The 15,318-nt window shown below is 72.3% G+C and carries 14 protein-coding genes; 8 read left to right on the top strand and 6 right to left on the bottom strand.

The window, feature by feature from the left end; translation table 11 throughout:
* Window positions 1–45: 45 nt before the first annotated feature.
* On the top strand, window positions 46–588 hold the full coding sequence (locus RI138_RS21190; protein WP_311122963.1) for a TetR/AcrR family transcriptional regulator: 543 nt from the start codon (window positions 46–48) through the stop codon (window positions 586–588).
* Between the two features lie 7 nt (window positions 589–595).
* Here RI138_RS21190 and RI138_RS21185 read toward each other — a convergent pair whose 3' ends face one another.
* The 4 genes from RI138_RS21185 to RI138_RS21170 all read right to left on the bottom strand — a co-directional run bounded on the left by RI138_RS21185 (window position 596) and on the right by RI138_RS21170 (window position 6,237).
* Window positions 596–3,067: a tetratricopeptide repeat protein gene (locus tag RI138_RS21185; protein ID WP_311121178.1), complete on the bottom strand. Its 2,472-nt coding sequence runs from the start codon at window positions 3,065–3,067 to the stop codon at window positions 596–598.
* Window positions 3,064–3,501: a hypothetical protein gene (locus RI138_RS21180; RefSeq protein WP_311121177.1), complete on the bottom strand. Its 438-nt coding sequence runs from the start codon at window positions 3,499–3,501 to the stop codon at window positions 3,064–3,066. Before RI138_RS21180 ends, RI138_RS21185 begins: the two co-directional genes overlap by 4 nt.
* A gap of 147 nt (window positions 3,502–3,648) precedes the next feature.
* A complete protein-coding gene (locus RI138_RS21175; RefSeq protein WP_311121176.1) occupies window positions 3,649–4,611 on the bottom strand; it encodes a DeoR/GlpR family DNA-binding transcription regulator in 963 nt (320 codons plus the stop codon).
* 186 nt (window positions 4,612–4,797) lie between these two features.
* A complete protein-coding gene (locus RI138_RS21170; RefSeq protein WP_096623578.1) occupies window positions 4,798–6,237 on the bottom strand; it encodes an NAD(P)H-quinone dehydrogenase in 1,440 nt (479 codons plus the stop codon).
* Window positions 6,238–6,525: 288 nt separating this feature from the next.
* On the opposite strand from RI138_RS21170, the gene RI138_RS21165 reads away from it, so the two are divergent.
* The 3 genes from RI138_RS21165 to RI138_RS21155 all read left to right on the top strand — a co-directional run bounded on the left by RI138_RS21165 (window position 6,526) and on the right by RI138_RS21155 (window position 9,814).
* Window positions 6,526–6,963: a gamma-glutamylcyclotransferase gene (locus tag RI138_RS21165; RefSeq protein ID WP_007458837.1), complete on the top strand. Its 438-nt coding sequence runs from the start codon at window positions 6,526–6,528 to the stop codon at window positions 6,961–6,963.
* A gap of 138 nt (window positions 6,964–7,101) precedes the next feature.
* Entirely contained in the window at window positions 7,102–7,926 is an 825-nt protein-coding gene (locus RI138_RS21160) for a purine-nucleoside phosphorylase (RefSeq protein WP_096623576.1), read from the top strand.
* A 250-nt stretch (window positions 7,927–8,176) separates the two neighbouring features.
* The gene (locus RI138_RS21155; protein WP_311121175.1) at window positions 8,177–9,814 is read left to right on the top strand and encodes a phospho-sugar mutase; all 1,638 of its coding nucleotides are present in this window, start codon (window positions 8,177–8,179) and stop codon (window positions 9,812–9,814) included.
* 77 nt (window positions 9,815–9,891) lie between these two features.
* Here the strand turns inward: RI138_RS21155 and RI138_RS21150 are convergent, their stop codons facing one another.
* Window positions 9,892–10,530, bottom strand: a complete 639-nt coding sequence (locus RI138_RS21150; RefSeq protein WP_311121174.1) for a PH domain-containing protein — start codon at window positions 10,528–10,530, stop codon at window positions 9,892–9,894.
* Between the two features lie 157 nt (window positions 10,531–10,687).
* On the opposite strand from RI138_RS21150, the gene deoC reads away from it, so the two are divergent.
* Genes deoC through RI138_RS21135 form a run of 3 tightly spaced genes read left to right on the top strand, consistent with a single transcriptional unit; the run spans window position 10,688 to window position 13,987 of the window.
* On the top strand, window positions 10,688–11,635 hold the full coding sequence (deoC, locus tag RI138_RS21145) for a deoxyribose-phosphate aldolase (RefSeq protein WP_311122962.1): 948 nt from the start codon (window positions 10,688–10,690) through the stop codon (window positions 11,633–11,635).
* Window positions 11,636–11,640: 5 nt separating this feature from the next.
* Entirely contained in the window at window positions 11,641–13,077 is a 1,437-nt protein-coding gene (locus RI138_RS21140) for an aldehyde dehydrogenase family protein (protein ID WP_311121173.1), read from the top strand.
* Window positions 13,070–13,987 carry an aldehyde dehydrogenase family protein gene (locus RI138_RS21135; protein WP_311121172.1) on the top strand — a complete coding sequence of 306 codons (918 nt, stop codon included), beginning with the start codon at window positions 13,070–13,072 and terminating at the stop codon, window positions 13,985–13,987. Before RI138_RS21140 ends, RI138_RS21135 begins: the two co-directional genes overlap by 8 nt.
* Before the next feature lie 100 nt (window positions 13,988–14,087).
* Here the strand turns inward: RI138_RS21135 and RI138_RS21130 are convergent, their stop codons facing one another.
* Complete coding sequence (locus RI138_RS21130; protein ID WP_096623564.1) at window positions 14,088–14,507, bottom strand: hypothetical protein; 420 nt, start codon at window positions 14,505–14,507, stop codon at window positions 14,088–14,090.
* A gap of 62 nt (window positions 14,508–14,569) precedes the next feature.
* Here RI138_RS21130 and RI138_RS21125 point away from each other — a divergent pair, with 62 nt between their 5' ends.
* Window positions 14,570–15,280, top strand: coding sequence for a uridine kinase family protein (locus RI138_RS21125; protein WP_311121171.1), 711 nt, complete (start codon window positions 14,570–14,572; stop codon window positions 15,278–15,280).
* The last annotated feature ends 38 nt before the right edge of the window (window positions 15,281–15,318 follow it).

Genomic DNA, 15,318 nt, shown 5'->3' with positions numbered 1-15,318 from the left:
CACACGGCTGCGGACACGAGCACGGACCGGCCGCCCGTCCGGCCGATGCGCGCGGACGCACGGCGCAACCACGACCGGCTGGTGGGCGAGGCCCGCAGGTCCTTCGCCGAGCACGGCACCGATGCCTCGCTGGAGGACATCGCCCGGCGCGCGGGCGTCGGCATCGGCACCCTCTACCGGCACTTCCCCAACCGGGACGCCCTGATGAACGCGGTCTTCCAGGACGCTCTCCGCTCCCTCCTTGACCGCTCCCGGGAGCTGGCGGCGGCGGAGGCACCGTGCCGGGCGCTGGTGGAGTGGCTGGGCGCGATCGTCACTCATGCGGGTGAGTACCGCGGCCTGGCACACGCCCTGATGTCCGCGTCCCGCGACGGGACCTCGGCCCTCGTCCAGTGCCATCTGCCGCTCCGGGAGGCGGGCGCGGGGCTGCTGAGCCGGGCCCAGGAGAGCGGGTCCGTACGGGCGGACGTCTCCATCGACGACCTGCTCCAGCTGACGAACGCGATCGCGCTGGCGGCGGAGGAGTCGCCGGACGATCCGGAGCTGGCGGACCGGCTGCTGCGGCTGACGCTGCGGGGGCTGAAGTAGCTGCCGCTCAGTCGTCCGGGGGTGTCGTGAGCTCGTTGGTGAGGTCCTGGCCGAGGGCGTCGGCTGCCTTCAGCCGGAAGTCATGGGCCACGAGGCGGGTGTTCATGGTCTGCAAATGCTCGGGGCCCAGTACGCGTTCCTGTACAGCGAGGACGTCCGCCAACAAGGCGGCCGCATCGCCCATCCGGCCCAACTGCCCCAGGGATTGGGCGTAGGCGAAGCGGGCTTCCAAGGTGAAGGGATGTTCCGGGCCGAAGGTGACTCCCCGGCTAGCGAGAATCTCCTCCTGAAGGGACAGGGCTTCATCCGTGCGCCCCGCTCTCATGTACCAGTAGGCCAACCGTGCCACCGCCTTCACAGAGGCGGGGTGTTCTGGGCCGTCGGTCCGTTGGTGGAACGCGACGACCTGCTGCTGCATGGCGACGGCGTCGTCTGGGCGTTCGGCGCTGCCGTAGTAGCGGGCGAGTATCGCCCTCATCAGAACGGTTTCGCTGTCGTCCTCGCCCAAGGTCCGCTCAGATTCCGCCAGCAGCTCTTCCCCCATGGCGACGCTCTCCTCCGGACGGCCGGCGAGATTAAGGCAGTTGGCCATCACAACACGAGCCAGACGGATACTGGGGTGCGACGTTCCGCTCAGGCCCTCGATCCCAGCAAGAACCCGCTCCTCCAGCGGATCGGCTTCCTCGTGCAGCCTGCTCATGCGGTAAGAGAAGGCCAGAAAGCCCGCTGCCGCGAGAGTCTCGGGATGGCGCCACCCCAGCTCGCGCTCAGCGTAGGAAAGATTGCGCTCCATGAGCGGAATCGCGTCCTGATGACGGCTCATCTCCCGGTAGGAGAAAGCAAGACGGTCGCGGGCCAACCGGGTACTGTCGTGGTTCGCGTCGAGATGGCGTTCGTTCTGCTCGATCAGCCACTCGTTGTAGGCGATCGATTCCGTCGCATGGTGGTAGCCCGCGAGGCTTCGCCCGGCCCGATTGAGGACGGGGAGGCTGAGCGGATGCCACAGGTCAGCACCCGCGTGCCGGGCCAGAGCCCCAGTATTGGCGCGTAGGACCACTCCGAGATCCGGAGACACGTCGTCGGAGTCGGGCCAGGCGGCGAGAAGCCCCCGGGCCGCCGAGATGCTCACCGAGATGCCGTACTCCTCGACCACCGTCTCACGGACAGCACGCCCGGTGAGCGCATGGCAGCGCACCGCGCGCAGTTCGTCGCGGGGGTCGCTGGTGATGAGCCCGTACCGGTGCAGGGTCCGCAGGACAGCGTGCGCCTCCTCGGCCGTGACCGGCACCGGAGGGGTCGCCCGCCGCCACCACCGCCTCTTCACGTACGCGCCTTCTCTGAAGTGAGTCAGATACGAGAGCACCGCCTCGGTGTCCCACAGTGCGTGCGGGTGGCCCGCCGGATCGAGAAGAGCGACGAGGGCGAGGGCGGGCTCAGCCAGGCCCTGGGGCTCCGAGCACTGTGCGGCGTCGAGGGAGAGCAGCAGGCCCGTGGCCACCCTGCGGCCGTACCCCTCGGTGTCGCCCTCCGGCGGCAGGAGCTGGTCGAGCCGTCGGCCGCTGTCCCGGAAGCGGTCCAGGTAGACCGCGCAGGGTGTGCCCTGGTTGATCAGGTACGCGGCGGCATGGCCGAGGGCCAGCGGGAGGCAGCCCAGCTCCTGGGCCAGGCCGTCGGCAGCCTCGTCCAGGAGGTGGTCGCAGCCGTCGCCGTGCAGGCGGCCGCTCAGATAGTCGCGCGCCTCCTCCCGGGTGTAGACGTCGACGTCGACCCGCCTCCGCCCGGCGCCGGTGAGACGGGCGTCGTTCAGCCGGGTGGTGGCCAGGGGCCGCCCGACGCCGCCGGCCCGGCTCTCGGGCCACCACTCCTCCATGCCCGCCGGGTCGGTGACGTCGTCGAGGACGATGAACCAGGTGCGGGAGGTCGTCACCAGCCAGGAGAGGAACGCTTCCGCGTCCTCCTCCGGGCGGACGCCCCGCAGGCCCGGCGCGCCGACGAGGGCGGCGGCGTGGGCGTACGCGGCGATGACCTGGTGCACGTCGCTCGCCGGGGCCCACAGCACCAGGTCCGTACCCCCGCGCACGGCCTCAGCCGCGTAGAAGGCGGCGAGTTGGGACTTGCCCACACCACCGCCGCCGGACAGCACCAGGGCCGCCGCGGACTCGGAGGAGACCGTGGCGTCGATCCGCTCCCGCAGCGCGGCCCGTGGCTGGAACGCGGAGGCCAGTGCGGGAATGCGGCCGATCCGCAACGGCCACCGCACCGGCGGGCTCTCGCCGGACGGGTGCAGGTGGTACTGCCGCTGGTCGAAGACCTGGCTGCCCGGGCCGAACGCGTTGTTGCTGACGTCGCGCCCCGCGCCGACCCCGCCGTCACCGGCCCGCACGCGCACCGAAGCGGCGGACAGGAAGTGCTCCTCACCGCCGGGTACGCCAGTGCCATCGGCCGTACCGCGTCGCCTCCGGGGCCACCGAAGCGTCACCGCCGCTCGCTCTCGTCCCCGATCGCGTTGCCGCGGACGTCGCCCGCCGCGCCGATGCCGTCGCGCCCGACCCGCAGGTCCGTGCTGCCCGGCTGCGCAGATGCCGGTCCACGTCGGGGGCGGGAGGACGTCACCCGAGAACCCCGGCCGATGGCGTTGTCGCTGACGTCCCCGCCCGCGACGATGCCGCCGCGTCCGGCCCTCAGGCGGCGCCTGTGCTCTCCGGGACCGCCGGGCCCGCCGGGACGTACCAGCGTCACCACCGCCACCACCAGGGCGATCAGCCCCGCGACGGCGCCCGCCAGACTGGCGGCCCGGTCCGCGGTGTCCATGTCCACCAGGACGGCGACCGCGATCAGCCCTGCCGTCGCCGCGCCCGCCAGGACCGCGACGGCCCACACCGCCGTGCGACCGGCACCCGACACCCCTGCCATGGCAGCCCCCTACAGGCCGAGCAACATGTCCAAGCCCATTGTGTATCAGGGACGTTGAACTGTCGGCACTCAAGCGGAAGGCGTCCGGCCAGGAGCGCGTACAACTCCAAGCTCGTACGGAGCAGGGGGCGTCCGCCCCCGACCGGCCTACCGCCTCCGCAGGTCCGCCACCCGGGCCCGCTGCTCGCCCGGCACGTCCGCCAGCGCGGAGGCGCTGCGCAGCTGCGGCCCGAGGCCGCCGTTCTGCGTACGGCGCTGGCCGGGCAGCGGCATGTCACGGCGGGGCTGACGGCCCGGCGGCGCGCCGTCCCCGCCGGACGCGTCCGCCTCCGGACCGGCCACCGTGATCTCCACGCCCTGGTCCGCCAGGGCCTGTAGCTCGGCGGCAGCGCGCTCGTCGTGGAGCGGCGGCTCGTCGGTCACCAGACGCGTGATGAGTTCCGTCGGCACGGTCTGGAACATGGTGTCCGAGCCGAGCTTCGTATGGTCGGCCAGGACGACCACCTCCGCGGCGGCCTGCACCAGGGCCCGGTCGACGCTGGCCGAGAGCATGTTGGACGTGGACAGGCCACGCTCCGCCGTGAGGCCGCTCCCGGACAGGAAGGCCCGGGAGACCCGCAGCCCCTGGAGGGACTGCTCGGCCCCGCTGCCCACCAGCGCGTAGTTGCTGCCGCGCAGGGTGCCGCCGGTCATGACGACTTCGACCCGGTTGGCATGGGCCAACGCCTGGGCGACCAGCAGGGAGTTGGTGACGACGGTCAGGCCGGGGACCCGTGCGAGCCGGCGGGCCAGCTCCTGGGTGGTCGTACCGGCGCCGACCACGATGGCCTCGCCCTCGCCGACGAGCCCTGCGGCCAGGTCGGCGATGGCCGTCTTCTCCGCGGTGGAGAGATGGGATTTCTGCGGAAAGCCGGACTCCCGCGTAAAACCGCCCGGCAAGACCGCACCGCCGTGCCGGCGGTCGAGGAGTCCTTCTGCCTCCAGTGCCCGCACGTCCCGCCGTACGGTCACTTCGGAGGTCTGGACGACGCGGGCGAGCTCACGGAGCGATACCGCCCCGTTGGCACGCACCATTTCGAGGATCAACTGACGACGTTCTGCAGCGAACACGGAACTGACAGTAACCTGGCCGCCGGTGAGTTTTCAGCAGTTTGCGCCGAATAACAGAAGTTGTACTTCAAAGGGGCCTCCAAGTGGTATAGGAGGCCCCTTTGTTGTTCAGGGGTGATCGTCAAGCGATCACAGCCCCGCCCGGACTGCCGGGGGTTGCCGGGGATTGTCTGGTTTCCCGGAGGCTCAGCTCTCGCCCGTGAGCTTGCGGGTGTGCAACTGCCGGGCCACTTCGGCGATCGATCCGGACAGGGACGGGTACACGGTGAAAGCGTTTGCGATCTGTTCCACCGTCAGATTGTTGTCGACCGCGATCGAGATCGGGTGGATCAGCTCGCTGGCGCGCGGCGCGACCACGCAGCCGCCGACCACGATGCCCGTACCGGGGCGGCAGAAGATCTTGACGAAGCCGTCGCGGATGCCCTGCATCTTGGCGCGCGGGTTGCGCAGCAGCGGCAGCTTCACGACCCGGGCCTCGATCTTGCCCGCGTCGACGTCGGCCTGGCTGTAGCCGACGGTGGCGATCTCCGGGTCGGTGAAGACGTTGGCCGAGACGGCCTTGAGGTTCAGCGGGGCGACCGCGTCGCCGAGGAAGTGGTACATCGCGATCCGGCCCTGCATCGCGGCGACCGAGGCCAGCGCGAAGATCCCGGTGACGTCACCGGCGGCGTAGACACCGGGTGCGCTGGTGCGCGAGACCCGGTCGGTGAGGATGTGCCCGGAGTCCTTGAGCCGGACACCGGCCTCCTCCAGGCCCATGCCCGCGGTGTTGGGGATCGCGCCGACCGCCATCAGACAGTGCGAGCCGGTGATGACCCGGCCGTCGGCGAGGGTCACCTCGACCCGGTCGCCCACCCGCTTGGCGGACTGGGCCCGGGAGCGGGCCATGACGTTCATCCCGCGGCGGCGGAAGACGTCCTCCAGTACGGCCGCCGCGTCCGGGTCCTCGCCCGGCAGCACGCGGTCGCGGGAGGAGACGAGGGTGACGCGCGAGCCGAGCGCCTGGTAGGCCCCGGCGAACTCGGCGCCGGTGACACCCGATCCGACCACGATGAGCTCCTCGGGCAGCTCGTCGAGGTCGTAGACCTGGGTCCAGTTCAGGATGCGCTCACCGTCGGGCTGCGCGTCCGGGATCTCCCGGGGGTGGCCGCCGGTCGCTATCAGCACGGCGTCGGCGGTCAGCCGCTCCTCGGTGCCGTCGGCGGCGGTGACGACGACCTGGCGGGACCCGTCGGCCGCCTGGAGCCCGTCGAGCCGGCCCCGGCCGCGCATCACGCGGGCGCCGGCCCGCGTGACGGAGGCGGTGATGTCGTGGGACTGGGCGAGCGCGAGGCGCTTGACCCGGCGATTGACCTTGCCGAGGTCCACACCGACGACCCGGGCGGCCTGCTCCACGTGCGGGGTGTCGTCGGCGACGATGATGCCCAGCTCCTCGTAGGAGGAGTCGAAGGTGGTCATCACCTCGGCCGTCGCGATCAGGGTCTTCGATGGCACGCAGTCGGTGAGGACCGAGGCCCCGCCGAGACCGTCGCAGTCGACGACGGTCACCTCCGCGCCGAGCTGGGCGCCCACCAGGGCCGCCTCGTAGCCGCCGGGGCCGCCGCCGATGATCACGATCCGGGTCACGAAAAGTCCGCCTCGCGTGGGTGTCATCCCCACGGCCGTCTGCCGCCCCGGCCGGGGGTCCGGGGGATCGCCCCGGGGGAATGCAGTACGTACTCCATTGTCCCGCACCCGCCAAGGAGCTTCGCCCCGGGGCCCTCCATACGGGGACGGGGGCGTTCCCGGCCCCCCGCCGGGCCGGTACGGGTGCTCCCCGGACCCTCCCCCGGCTCCTCCTCCCGTCCTCCCCCGACCGGGGGCTTCGTCACAGGAACCGGCACTCCCGCGACCACCTCCCGTACCCTCGGACCCATGTCGCTCTACGCCGCGTACGCCGGCAACCTCGACGCGCGGCTGATGACCCGCCGCGCTCCGCATTCCCCGATGCGCAGCACCGGCTGGCTCAACGGCTGGCGGCTGACCTTCGGCGGGGAGCAGATGGGCTGGGAGGGGGCGCTGGCCACCGTGGTGGAGGCGCCGCGTTCCCAGGTCTTCGTCGCGCTGTACGACCTGGCGCCGATGGACGAGGACTCCATGGACCGCTGGGAGGGCGTCGGGCTCGACATCTACCGGCGCATGCGCGTACGTGTGCACACCCTGGACGGCGAGGAGCCGGCCTGGATGTACGTGCTGAACGGGTACGAGGGCGGGCTGCCCTCGGCGCGCTATCTGGGTGAGATCGCGGACGCCGCGGAATCCGCCGGCGCACCCCACGACTATGTGATGGAACTGCGCAAGCGCCCCTGCTGACCAGTGCGGACCCGGCCCCCGCCGGACTCTGTCCGCCCTCTCCTCACTCTCTCTTCGTACGAAAGCACGAACACTTCCCCGAGGCCTTTGAGCCTGGTCATCTACGCGCGTAGGGATTCAGCGGTTACGCTCGTCCGCGTGAACGCATCTGTTATTCCGGACAACATCCAGGGCGACCCGCAGGCAGCTGCTGCCGGGGCCGCCGCCCGCCTGCGCGAGCTGACCGGCGCCGAGACCCATGACGTCGCCCTGGTCATGGGCTCCGGCTGGGCTCCCGCGGGCGAAGCACTCGGCGCCCCGGAGGCCGAGTTCCCCGTCACCGACCTGCCCGGCTTCCCGGCCCCCGCCGTCGAGGGCCACGGCGGCAAGGTCCGCTCGTACCGGATCGGCGAGAAGCGCGCGCTGGTCTTCCTCGGCCGCACGCACTTCTACGAGGGCCGGGGCGTCGCCGCCGTCGCCCACGGCGTCCGTACGGCGGTGGCGGCGGGCTGCAAGACCGTCGTCCTGACGAACGGCTGCGGCGGTCTGCGCGAGGGCATGCGCCCGGGCCAGCCGGTGCTGATCAGCGACCACATCAACCTGACGGCCGCCTCCCCGATCATCGGCGCCAACTTCGTCGACCTGACCGACCTGTACTCCCCGCGGCTGCGCGCACTGTGCAAGGAGATCGACGACACCCTCGAAGAGGGCGTGTACGTCCAGTTCCCCGGCCCGCACTACGAGACCCCGGCCGAGATCAACATGGTCCGGGTGCTCGGCGGCGACCTGGTGGGCATGTCTACGGTCCTGGAGGCCATCGCGGCCCGCGAGGCGGGCGCCGAGGTGCTGGGCCTCTCCCTGGTCACCAACCTGGCGGCGGGCCTCTCCGGAGAACCCCTCAACCACGAGGAGGTCCTCCAGGCGGGCCGCGACTCGGCGACCCGGATGGGCGCGCTGCTGGCGAGGGTGCTGGAGCGGATCTGACCCGACCCGGGGCCGCCTCCGCCCGCCCTGCCCCCAGCCCGTCGGCTCCTTCTCCAGCCCGTCGGGCGTTCGGGGACCGGGGTCCGGGGCGGAGCCCCGGTTTCGGGAAGGGGCGGGCAGGGGAACGGCCCGCGCGGCGCCCCCGCCCCGCCCCGGCCCCCACAGCACCACCCGCCCCACGCCCACCCCCGCGCACCACGCACCCGCACCCCGCGTCCCAGAACCTCCGCACCCCCGAAAGGCGGCCCCCGTGCACGACCTCATCGCGCAGGCCAGAACCTGGCTGGCCGAGGACCCCGACCCCGAGACCCGCGACGAGCTGGCCGCGCTCATCGAGGCGGGTGACACCCAGGAGCTCGCCGCCCGTTTCGCGGGCACGCTCCAGTTCGGCACCGCCGGACTGCGCGGGGAGCTCGGAGCCGGGCCGATGCGGATGAACCGGTCCGTGGTGATCCGGGCGGCGGCGGGCCTGGCCGCCTACCTCAAGGCGCAGGGCCACGAGGGCGGCCTCGTCGTCATCGGGTACGACGCCCGCTACAAGTCCGCCGACTTCGCGCGCGACACCGCGGCCGTGATGACCGGCGCCGGACTGCGCGCCGCCGTGCTGCCCCGCCCGCTCCCCACCCCCGTACTGGCGTATGCCATAAGGCACCAGGGCGCCGTGGCCGGCGTCGAGGTCACCGCCAGCCACAACCCGCCGCGCGACAACGGCTACAAGGTCTACCTCGGCGACGGCTCGCAGATCGTGCCCCCGGCCGACGGCGAGATCGCGGCCGCCATCGCCGCGGTCGGCCCGCTGGAAGGCGTGGCCCGCCCGGAGGACGGCTGGCAGACCCTGGGCGACGAGGTCCTGGACGCCTACCTCACCCGTACGGACGCGGTCCTGGCCGCCGGCAGCCCCCGTACGGCACGCACGGTCTACACCGCGATGCACGGCGTCGGCACCTCGGTGCTGACCGCCGCGTTCGCCCGGGCCGGGTTCCCCGCGCCGGTGCTCGTGGCCGAGCAGGCCGAGCCGGACCCCGCGTTCCCCACCGTGGCCTTCCCCAACCCGGAGGAGCCCGGCGCGATGGATCTCGCCTTCGCCACCGCCCGCCGGGCCGCGCCGGACCTGATCATCGCCAACGACCCGGACGCGGACCGCTGCGCGGTCGCCGTGCCCGACACCGCAACGGACGGCGGCTGGCGGATGCTGCGCGGCGACGAGGTGGGCGCGCTGCTCGCCGCGCACCTGGTGGAGCGGGGCGTCACCGGCGTGTTCGCGGAGTCGATCGTGTCGTCGTCACTGCTCGGCCGGATCGCGGAGAAGGCGGACCTCGGGTACGAGGAGACGCTGACCGGCTTCAAGTGGATCGCCCGGGTGGACGGTCTGCGGTACGGGTACGAGGAGGCGCTCGGCTACTGCGTCGACCCCGAGGGCGTCCGCGACAAGGACGGCATCACCGCCGCCCTGCTCGTCGCCGAGCTCGCCTCCGTACTCAAGGAGCAGGGCCGTACGCTGCTGGACCTGCTGGACGATCTGGCGCTGACCCACGGGCTGCACGCCACCGACCAGCTGTCGGTGCGGGTGGAGGACCTGACGGTCATCGCCGACGCCATGGCCCGGCTCCGGGAGCAGCCGCCGACCGCACTGGCGGGCCTCTCGGTCACCTCGGCCGAGGACCTGTCGCGGGGGACGGACAAGCTGCCGCCCACCGACGGGCTGCGCTACCAGCTGGAGGGTGCCCGGGTGATCGTCCGCCCGAGCGGCACCGAGCCGAAGCTGAAGTGCTACCTGGAGGTCGTCGTTCCGGTCGCGGACGCCGCGTCGCTGCCCGCCGCGCGGGAGCGGGGTGCCGAGCTGCTGGCCGGGATCAAGCGGGACCTGGCGGCGGCTGCCGGAATCTGACCGCCCGCCCGACGCCGGAAGGGCCGGTACCCCACCCCAGGGGTACCGGCCCTTCCGCGCTCCAGGAGCGCCGCGCCTCAGCCCGCCGCCCACAGCACCGCGAGCAGCACCGCCCCGACTGCGGCCGGGGCGATCACCTCGTACGCCCAGCGCACCGAGACCCCGGCCGTGCCCTCCGGCGTCGTCCCGCCCGCGCCCTCGGCCAGGTCCCGCAGATCGCGGACGGTCTGGTCGGCGGAGGCGGTGCGCTGGGCGGCGTCGCGGACGTCGGCGCTGACCGACGTGCGGCCGTAGGGGTCGTCGTGGGCCGCGCGGGCCGCCGTGCGGGCGGCGCGCTTGCGGGCGCGCAGGGAGACGGGGATGGCCCACAGCTGGTACTTCGTGCCGTCCTGGGCGAGCAGCTCGGAGGAGTACGAGGCCCTGACGTCGGCGACCTCGGTCCAGGGAAGCTGGATCGTCCGGAACGGGTTGCGGATCCGGATGCGCTCGTCGTTCGCGAACACGGCGGGCCGCAGGGTGAACGCCACGACCAGCGGGACCACGAGGAGCAGCGCGGCCGACGCCAGCCACGGGACCCGGCCCTCGCCCCGGATCATGGCGTCCCCGGCCATCCAGGCGATCAGCAGGATCAGCAGCGCCCCGCAGACCAGCGCGGCCACGGAACGGTAGGTCCGGTCGGCGTGGGGCGGCTCTGCGGGAGGTGTGGGGCTCGTCATGGGGCCGATTGTGCCTGACCGGCGCGGAAGACGGCGGAGCGGCCGCCGTGCCGCCGCGCCCCGGGGCGCGGGACCGGAGGGGCGGGGTGCGGGACGCACGGATCGTCCGGCCCCCTGTACAGGTCGCTACGCGCGTAGATATGCTCCTCTGGTGACCATGCCCACCACTGCTCCCGCATTCTCCGACGCGACCGCGTCCGACAGTGCGCTGCGCCGCTTCCTGTTCGGGCTGCCGGGCGTCGACGCCGTCGGCCTCGAAGCGCGCGCCGCCTCTCTCGGTACCCGCTCGATCAAGACGACGGCCAAGGCGTACGCCATCGATCTCGCCATCTCGATGATCGACCTGACGACGCTGGAAGGCGCGGACACCCCGGGCAAGGTCCGGGCTCTCGCCGCCAAGGCCGTCAACCCCGACCCGACCGACCGCACGACCCCGCGCACCGCGGCGGTCTGCGTCTACCCCGACATGGCGGCCACCGCGGCCGCCGCGCTCGCCGGTTCCGGCGTGAAAGTGGCGTCCGTGGCGACCGCCTTCCCCGCGGGCCGCGCGCCACTGGACATCAAGCTCGCGGACGTCCGCGACGCCGTGGCGGCCGGGGCCGACGAGATCGACATGGTGATCGACCGGGGGGCCTTCCTCTCCGGCCGGTTCCTGAAGGTGTACGAGGAGATCCTCGCCGTGAAGGCGGAGTGCGGCACCGCCCGCCTCAAGGTGATCTTCGAGACCGGTGAGCTGTCCACGTACGACAACATCCGCCGGGCCTCCTGGATCGGGATGCTGGCGGGCGCGGACTTCATCAAGACCTCGACCGGCAAGGTGGCCACCAACGCCACCCCCGCCAACACGCTCCTCATGCTGGAGGCCGTCCGCGACTTCCGGGCGCAGACCGGCGTACAGATCGGCGTGAAGCCGGCCGGCGGCATCCGCACCACCAAGGACGCGGTCAAGTTCCTGGTCCTGGTGAACGAGACGGCGGGCGAGGACTGGCTGGACCCGCACTGGTTCCGGTTCGGCGCGTCCAGCCTGCTCAACGACCTGCTGATGCAGCGCCAGAAGCTCAGCACCGGCCGTTACTCCGGCCCCGATTACGTGACGGTGGACTGATAGCCATGGCATCCGCATTCGAGTACGCACCGGCGCCGGAGTCCCGCTCCGTCGTCGACATCGCCCCCTCCTACGGGCTGTTCATCGACGGCGAGTTCGCCGAGGCAGCCGACGGCAAGGTCTTCAAGACCGTCTCGCCGAGCAGCGAGGAGGTCCTCTCCGAGGTCGCGCAGGCAGGCGCGGCGGACGTGGACCGGGCCGTGAAGGCGGCACGGAAGGCGTTCGAGAAGTGGTCGGCGCTGCCCGGCTCCGAGCGCGCCAAGTACCTGTTCCGGATCGCGCGGATCATCCAGGAGCGCAGCCGCGAGCTGGCCGTCCTGGAGACGCTCGACAACGGCAAGCCGATCAAGGAGACGCGCGACGCGGACCTCCCGCTGGTCGCCGCGCACTTCTTCTACTACGCGGGCTGGGCCGACAAGCTGGACCACGCGGGGTACGGGGCGAACCCCCGGCCGCTGGGTGTGGCCGGTCAGGTCATCCCGTGGAACTTCCCGCTGCTGATGCTCGCGTGGAAGATCGCCCCGGCGCTGGCCACGGGCAACACGGTGGTCCTCAAGCCCGCCGAGACGACCCCGCTGAGCGCCCTGTTCTTCGCGGACATCTGCCGTCAGGCGGGTCTGCCGAAGGGCGTCGTCAACATCCTCACGGGGTACGGGGACGCGGGCGAGGTGCTCGTCTCCCACCCCGACGTCAACAAGGTCGCCTTCACCGGCTCGACCGCCGTCGGCAAGGCCATCGCGCGCTCCGTCGCGGGCACGGACAAGAAGGTCACCCTGGAGCTGGGCGGCAAGGGCGCGAACATCGTGTTCGACGACGCCCCGATCGACCAGGCCGTCGAGGGCATCGTCACGGGCATCTTCTTCAACCAGGGCCAGGTCTGCTGCGCGGGCTCCCGGCTGCTGGTCCAGGAGTCCGTTCAGGACGAGGTGCTGGACGCGCTCAAGCGGAGGCTGGCCACGCTGCGCCTGGGCGACCCGCTGGACAAGAACACCGACATCGGCGCGATCAACTCCGCCGAGCAGCTGGCCCGGATCACCGCGCTCGTCGAGACCGGCGAGGCGGAGGGCGCGGAGCGCTGGAGCGCCCCCTGCGAACTGCCGTCGTCGGGTTACTGGTTCGCGCCGACCCTCTTCACCAACGTCACCCAGGCCCACACGGTCGCCCGTGACGAGATCTTCGGCCCGGTCCTCTCCGTGCTCTCGTTCCGCACCCCGGACGAGGCGGTCGCCAAGGCCAACAACAGTCAGTACGGCCTCTCGGCGGGCATCTGGACGGAGAAGGGCTCCCGCATCCTCGCGGTGGCGAACAAGCTCCGCGCGGGCGTCGTCTGGGCCAACACGTTCAACAAGTTCGACCCGACGTCGCCGTTCGGCGGATACAAGGAGTCGGGCTTCGGCCGCGAGGGCGGCCGCCACGGCCTGGAGGCGTACCTCGATGTCTGACCAGAACCGACTTGGCGTCTTCAAGACCTACAAGCTGTACGTCGGGGGCAAGTTCCCCCGCTCCGAGAGCGGCCGGGTGTACGAGGTGACCGACTCCAAGGGCCAGTGGCTCGCCAACGCGCCGAAGTCCTCCCGCAAGGACGCGCGCGACGCGGTCGTGGCCGCGCGCAAGGCGTTCGGCGGCTGGTCGGGGGCGACCGCGTACAACCGCGGCCAGGTCCTCTACCGCGTCGCGGAGATGCTGGAGGGCCGCAAGGAGCAGTTCGTCCGCGAGGTCGCCGCATCCGAGGGGCTGTCGAAGTCCAAGGCGGCTGCCGTCGTCGACGCGGCGATCGACCGCTGGGTCTGGTACGCGGGCTGGACCGACAAGATCGGCCAGGTCGCGGGCGGGGCCAACCCGGTCGCGGGCCCCTTCTTCAACCTCTCCACCCCCGAGCCGACGGGCGTCGTCGCGGTCCTCGCACCGCAGGAGTCGTCGTTCCTCGGCCTGGTCTCGGTGATCGCCCCGGTCATCGCCACCGGCAACACCGCAGTCGTCATCGCCTCGGCCGACGCGCCGCTGCCCGCGCTCTCGCTGGGCGAGGTGCTGGCCACCTCGGACGTGCCCGGCGGCGTGGTCAACATCCTGTCCGGCGCCACGGCGGAGCTCGCCGCTCCGCTCGCCGCCCACCAGGACGTCAACGCGATCGACCTGACCGGCGCGGACGCCGCGCTCGCGAAGGAGCTGGAGATCGCGGCGGCGGACAACCTCAAGCGCGTACTGCGTCCACAGCCTGTGGACGCGGACGACGCGTCGGCCGCCACGGACTGGCTTGCCTCCCCCGGCACGCAGCGCCTGACGGCGTTCCTGGAGACCAAGACGGTGTGGCACCCGACGGGCGCGCTGGGCGCGGCGGGCTCCTCGTACTGACGTAGGTCACGCGCTGACGTACATCACCTGGTCCCCGAGCGGGGCCGCTCCCTCGGGCGATCCGGAGGGAGCGGCCCCGTTTTGCTCGTCGCCCGGTGTTTCAGCCCGTGACCAGGCGGGTCACCGACCCCACCACCGGCAGGTCGCTCAGCGCCCCGCCGCTGGTGATCGGGTCGGTCACGACGGCCGTGGTCACCGGCTTGAAGTCGGCGATCTGCGTCCCCACGGCGTTGTCCAGCGGGTCGACCCCGGTCCCCGCGAGCGGGTCCAGCTGGAGGTCGGTGACCGGGGCGATGCCGCTGGCCAGCGAGGTCCCGAGCGCGCTCGTCACGGCCGGCGCGGCCGTCTCGGAGACCGCCTGGAGGGCGGAGACGCCCTGCTCCGGGGCCTCGGCGGCCGCGGGCAGCTGGACGGCCTGCGCGGAGCCCGCACCGGCCCCCAAGGCCGCCCCCAGCGCGGAGACGGTGAGACCGGCGCGCAGCAGGACGCGACGTTGGGGCTTACGTGCATGAAGTGCCATGTTTTCCACCTGATCGAGCCTGGTCGGGTAGTCGTCCGTACGCGCAGAGTAGTTGAGGTGTGATGCTCGATACCAACGAAGGACCCGAGGGATCCCCTGCGCGGGTCAATGCCTCACACTTCTGTTCTGTGAGTTCCCAACCGATCCCGACCCGCGTCGTGCTGCTCGCGGGCCCCTCCGGCTCCGGCAAGTCCTCCCTCGCCGCCCGCACCGGTCTGCCGGTGCTGCGCCTGGACGACTTCTACAAGGAGCACGACGACCCGACACTGCCCCGGGTCCCCGGCTCCATGGACATCGACTGGGACGCGGCGGGGTCCTGGGACGCGGACGCGGCGGTGGCGGCCATCGCGGAGCTGTGCCGGACCGGACGTACGGACGTTCCCGTCTACGACATCGCCTCCAGCTCCCGCACGGATCACGAGACCTTCCGCATCGAGCACTCGCCGCTCTTCGTGGCCGAGGGCATCTTCGCGGCGGACATCGTCGAACGCTGCCGGGACCTGGGCCTGCTGGCGGACGCGCTGTGCCTGCGCGGCCGCCCGTCCACGACGTTCCGGCGCCGACTGGCGCGCGATCTGCGCGAGGGCCGCAAGTCGGTGCCGTTCCTGCTGCGGCGCGGCTGGCGGCTGATGCGGGCCGAGCGGCACATCGTGGCCCGCCAGACGGCCCTGGGGGCGCACCCCTGCGGCAAGGACGAGGCACTGGGACGCCTGGCCGCCGCGAGGGTGGGGCAGCGCCGCCGTACGCCGGTGGAGGCGCCCGCCCCGGAGTAGGGGGCGCCCCGGATCGGGGCGGCAGGAGCGTTCCGGGC

Origin of the sequence: Streptomyces durocortorensis (assembly GCF_031760065.1) — a bacterium.
Lineage (GTDB): Bacteria > Actinomycetota > Actinomycetes > Streptomycetales > Streptomycetaceae > Streptomyces.
This window is presented reverse-complemented; position numbering and strand designations above follow the sequence as displayed.

Bases quoted from the DNA above. Each gene is read 5' to 3' on its own strand.
- RI138_RS21150 (WP_311121174.1), bottom strand. From the start codon at position 10,530: ATGACGAGCCCCACACCTCCCGCAGAGCCGCCCCACGCCGACCGGACC.
- RI138_RS21180 (WP_311121177.1), bottom strand. From the start codon at position 3,501: ATGGCAGGGGTGTCGGGTGCCGGTCGCACGGCGGTGTGGGCCGTCGCG.
- deoC (WP_311122962.1), top strand. From the start codon at position 10,688: ATGCCCACCACTGCTCCCGCATTCTCCGACGCGACCGCGTCCGACAGT.
- RI138_RS21125 (WP_311121171.1), top strand. From the start codon at position 14,570: ATGCTCGATACCAACGAAGGACCCGAGGGATCCCCTGCGCGGGTCAAT.
- RI138_RS21135 (WP_311121172.1), top strand. From the start codon at position 13,070: ATGTCTGACCAGAACCGACTTGGCGTCTTCAAGACCTACAAGCTGTAC.
- RI138_RS21165 (WP_007458837.1), top strand. From the start codon at position 6,526: ATGTCGCTCTACGCCGCGTACGCCGGCAACCTCGACGCGCGGCTGATG.
- RI138_RS21140 (WP_311121173.1), top strand. From the start codon at position 11,641: ATGGCATCCGCATTCGAGTACGCACCGGCGCCGGAGTCCCGCTCCGTC.
- RI138_RS21130 (WP_096623564.1), bottom strand. From the start codon at position 14,507: ATGGCACTTCATGCACGTAAGCCCCAACGTCGCGTCCTGCTGCGCGCC.
- RI138_RS21190 (WP_311122963.1), top strand. From the start codon at position 46: ATGCGCGCGGACGCACGGCGCAACCACGACCGGCTGGTGGGCGAGGCC.